The following is a 4381-nucleotide window of genomic DNA, read 5'->3' on the forward strand; positions in this document are numbered from 1 at the left end:
CCCGTCCTGCGTGCCGACCGTCCCGAGCCGCTGGCGATCGTCACCGCCTACGCCCAGCTGCACGTCAGCGGTGCCGGAGTGGACTGGCACGCGTTCTTCCCCGGCGCCCGCCGCGTCGGCCTGCCCACCTACGCCTTCCAGCGCGAGCGCTACTGGCTCGACGCACCCGCCTCGGTCGGTGACATGCGTGCGGTGGGTCAGGGCCAGGCCGGCCACCCCCTGCTCGGTGCCGCCGTTCCGCTGGCAGACGGCGACGGGCAGCTGTTCACCGGCCGGCTCTCCCTGCACACGCACCCGTGGCTTGCCGACCACGCCGTGGACGGGGTCGTCCTCCTGCCGGGAACCGCGTTCGTCGAACTGGCGGTCACGGCGGCCGACGCCGTGGGCTGCGATCTGCTCGACGAACTGACGCTGGAGAGCCCGCTGTTCGTGCCCGAGCGCGGCGGCGTCGCCCTGCAGGTGCGTGTCGGCGCCGACGACGGCTCGGGCCGCAGGCCGGTGACCGTGCACTCGCGGATCGACGACGGGGACGAGTACGAGTCCGGCCGGCCTTGGATCCGGCATGCCTCCGGCTCGCTGGCCGGCGCCACGGGACCCGTGGACGGCTCGCTCGCCGCGTGGCCGCCCGCAGGGGCGGAACCGGTGGACGTCGACGGGTTCTACGGCCGGCTCGCGGACATGGCCTTCGACTACGGTCCCGCCTTCCAGGGGCTGCGTGCCGCCTGGCGGAGCGGCGACGACTTCTTCGCCGAGGTGGAACTGTCCGGACCGGAGCAGACGGGCGCGGGCGCGTACGGGCTGCACCCGGCGCTGTTCGACGCGGCCCTGCACACCGTGTGGCTGGGTGCGGTCGCACCCGAGGCCGGAACGGGCCACGGGCTGCTGCCGTTCGCCTGGAGCGGCGTGCGCCTGGCCGCCACCGGGGCGGCCGCCCTGCGCGTGAAGGTCTCGCCTGCCGGCACCTCCACCGTGTCGCTGGTCCTGGCCGACGGCACCGGCGAGCCGGTCGCACGGATCGACTCGCTGACCCTGCGCCCGGTCCCCGCCGATCAGCTGCGCGGCGGCTCGGGTGACGGCGACTCGCTCTACGGCCTGGAGTGGACTCCGGTCGGCCTGCCGTCCGTGACGGACGCCATGACGGTCGTGACGTACGAGGACCTGGCTGCCCTGCAGGCGCTGGACTCGGTGCCGGACGCCGACGCCGTGGTCATTCCGTGCCCGGCGGGTGCCGCCGCGGACACCGCCACCCGGATCCGCGAGGTCACCGACGCGGTCCTGGCGCTGGTGCAGTGGTGGCTGGCGGAGGACCGGCCGGCCCGTCTGGTGCTGGTGACCGGCACGGACGACTTGGCCCAGGCGGCGGTCCGCGGGCTGGTGCGCTCGGCACAGAGCGAGAACCCCGGCCGTATCGTGCTGATCGATGTGGACGCTGACGCCGACACTGAGGCCAATGCCGACGCCGATGCCGATGCCGACCTCGGGCGGCTGCTGCCCGGGGTGATCGCCTCCGGCGAGCCGCAGGCCCGCATCCGCGCGGGTGAGGTGCACGTGCCGCGACTGGCCCGCATCGCCGCCACATCGGACGCTGCGCCGGACACTGCCTCGGACTCCGCGACGAACCTTCCCGGCCTCGGCTCCGGCACCGTGCTGCTGACCGGTGCGTCGGGCGGACTGGGCGGACTGTTCGCCCGGCACCTGGTCTCCGAGCACGGTGTGCGCAGCCTGCTGCTGGTCAGCCGCCGCGGCGGGGACGCACCCGGCGCGACCGGGCTCGCCGCCGAACTGACCGCGCAGGGCGCCGACGTCACCTGGGCCGCCTGCGACGTGGCCGACCGGGACGCCGTCCGTGGACTCCTCGCGGGCCGACAGGTGTCGGCGATCGTCCACACCGCCGGCGTACTGGACGACGGCGTCATCGGTTCGCTGACTCCCGAGCGGCTGGACGGCGTCTTCCGCCCCAAGGTCGACGCGGCGCTGAATCTGCACGAACTCGCCGCGGAACTGGCCCCCGACCTGTCCGCGTTCGTGCTCTTCTCGTCGGTGGCGGGCACCCTCGGCACGCCGGGACAGGGCAATTACGCCGCTGCCAACACCTTCCTCGACGCTCTCGCCGAGCACCGCCGCACCCGGGGCCTGCCGGCCACTTCGCTGGCCTGGGGCCTGTGGGCGCAGGACAGCGACAGCGCGATGACCAGCAGCCTCGACCACACCGATCTCACGCGCATCAAGCGCATGGGCCTGGCCGCGATCCCGCCGGCGGAGGGCCTGCGGATGTTCGACGCCGCCCTCACCACCGGGCGGGCGGCCGTGGTCCCCGTCCGGCTCGACACCTCGGCGTTCCGGGACGGGCAGGGGCAGCCCGTTCCGCCGGTCCTGCGCGGCCTGATCCGGGTCGCGCCGGCCCGGCGCACCGCAGCAGCGACAGCGCGGGCGGCATCGTCCTCGCTCGGGCAGCGGCTCGCCGGACTGCCGGAGGCCGAGCGCGAGCAGGTGGTCCTGGACCTGGTACGCACCGAGGTCGCCGCCGTGCTCGGGCACACCGACGCCCAATCGGTCGGCGCCGACGACTCGTTCAAGGACATCGGGTTCGATTCGCTGACCGCCGTCGAGCTGCGCAACCGCCTGAACGCGGCCGCCGGCCTGCGCCTCCCCGCCACGTTGATCTTCGACTACCCGAATCCGCTCGTCCTCGCCCGCTTCCTCACCACCGAGGCCGTGGGCACCGACGAGGCGGCTGCGGTGCCGGCGACCGCCTCCACCGCAAACGCTGCGGCCGATGAGCCGATCGCCATCGTGGGCATGGCCTGCCGTTACCCCGGCGGCGTGCAGTCGCCGGAGGACCTGTGGCGCCTGGTCGCGTCCGGTCGGGACGCGGTCTCCGGGTTCCCCGAGGACCGGGGCTGGGACGTGGAGAACCTCTACGACCCCGACCCCGACCACTGGGGCACCAGCTACACCCGTGAGGGCGGCTTCCTGCACGAGGCGGCCGACTTCGACGCCGAGTTCTTCGGGATCTCGCCGCGCGAGGCGCTGGCGATGGACCCGCAGCAGCGGCTGCTGCTGGAGACCTCGTGGGAGGCGTTCGAGCGCGCGGGCATCGACCCGGCCTCGGTGCGCGGCAGCAGGACCGGTGTGTTCGCCGGCGTGATGTACCACGACTACGGCGGGCGGGTGCACACCTCCCCGGCCGGGCTTGAGGGCTACCTCGTCAACGGCAGTGCGGGCAGCGTCGCCTCCGGCCGCGTCTCCTACACCTTCGGCCTTGAGGGCCCGGCGGTCACCGTTGACACGGCGTGCTCGTCGTCGCTGGTGGCGCTGCACCTCGCCGCCCAGGCGCTGCGGAGCGACGAGTGCTCGATGGCCTTGGTCGGCGGCGTCACGGTCATGGCCAGTCCGGCGGTGTTCGTGGAGTTCAGCCGCCAGCGCGGACTGTCGGCGGACGGCCGCTGCAAGGCGTTCGCGGCCGGGGCCGACGGCACGGGCTGGGCCGAGGGCGCGGGCATGCTGCTCGTCGAGCGCCTGTCCGACGCCCGGCGCAACGGTCACCAGGTGCTGGCGGTCATCCGGGGCACGGCGATCAACCAGGACGGTGCGTCGAACGGTCTGACCGCCCCGAACGGCCCCGCACAGCAGCGGGTTATCCGGCAGGCACTGGCCAACGCGGGCGTGTCCTCGGACCAGGTCGACGCGGTGGAGGCGCACGGCACGGGCACCACGCTGGGCGATCCGATCGAGGCCCAGGCGCTCATCGCCACGTACGGCCGGGACCGGGACCGCGAACGGCCGCTGTGGCTGGGCTCGCTGAAGTCGAACATCGGCCACTCGCAGGCCGCCGCGGGCGTCGGCGGCATCATCAAGATGGTCATGGCGATGCGCCACGGCGTGCTGCCGCAGACGCTGCACGTGGACGAGCCGACGCCGCACGTGGACTGGTCGGCGGGTGCGGTGCAGCTGCTGACCGAGGCGAGGGAATGGCCCGAGACCGGCGGGGTCCGCCGGGCGGCGGTGTCGTCCTTCGGCGTCAGCGGCACCAATGCGCACGTCATCGTCGAGCAGGCACCTGCCGCGACCGAGCCGTCCTCGGCCCCCGAGCCGGGCGCTGTGGTGGTCCCGTGGGTGCTGTCGGGCAAGTCGGAAGCGGCGTTGAGGGCACAGGCCGAGCGCCTGCTGACGCTCGACTACGCGGCACTTCCGTCGGGCGATGTCGCATTCTCCCTGGCGACCGGGCGCGCGGCGTTCGAGCACCGGGCGGTCGTCGTGGGCGAGGGACGCGAGGAACTCCTCGACGGGCTGCGCGCCCTTCTGCACGGCCAGTCCGCCGGGCACGTCGTCCAGGGCGCGGCCGCCGGGGGCAAGGTCGGTTTCCTGTTCTCGGGTCAGG

At 74.0% G+C, this 4381-nt stretch carries 1 protein-coding gene; it reads left to right on the forward strand.

Annotated features, from left to right (window positions below):
- A partial coding sequence (locus LE181_RS31510; RefSeq protein WP_225664997.1) for a type I polyketide synthase occupies positions 1-4381 on the forward strand: 4381 nt, incomplete at both ends.

The organism is Streptomyces sichuanensis (assembly GCF_020328095.1).
GTDB classification, from domain to species: Bacteria; Actinomycetota; Actinomycetes; order Streptomycetales; family Streptomycetaceae; genus Streptomyces; species Streptomyces cinnamoneus.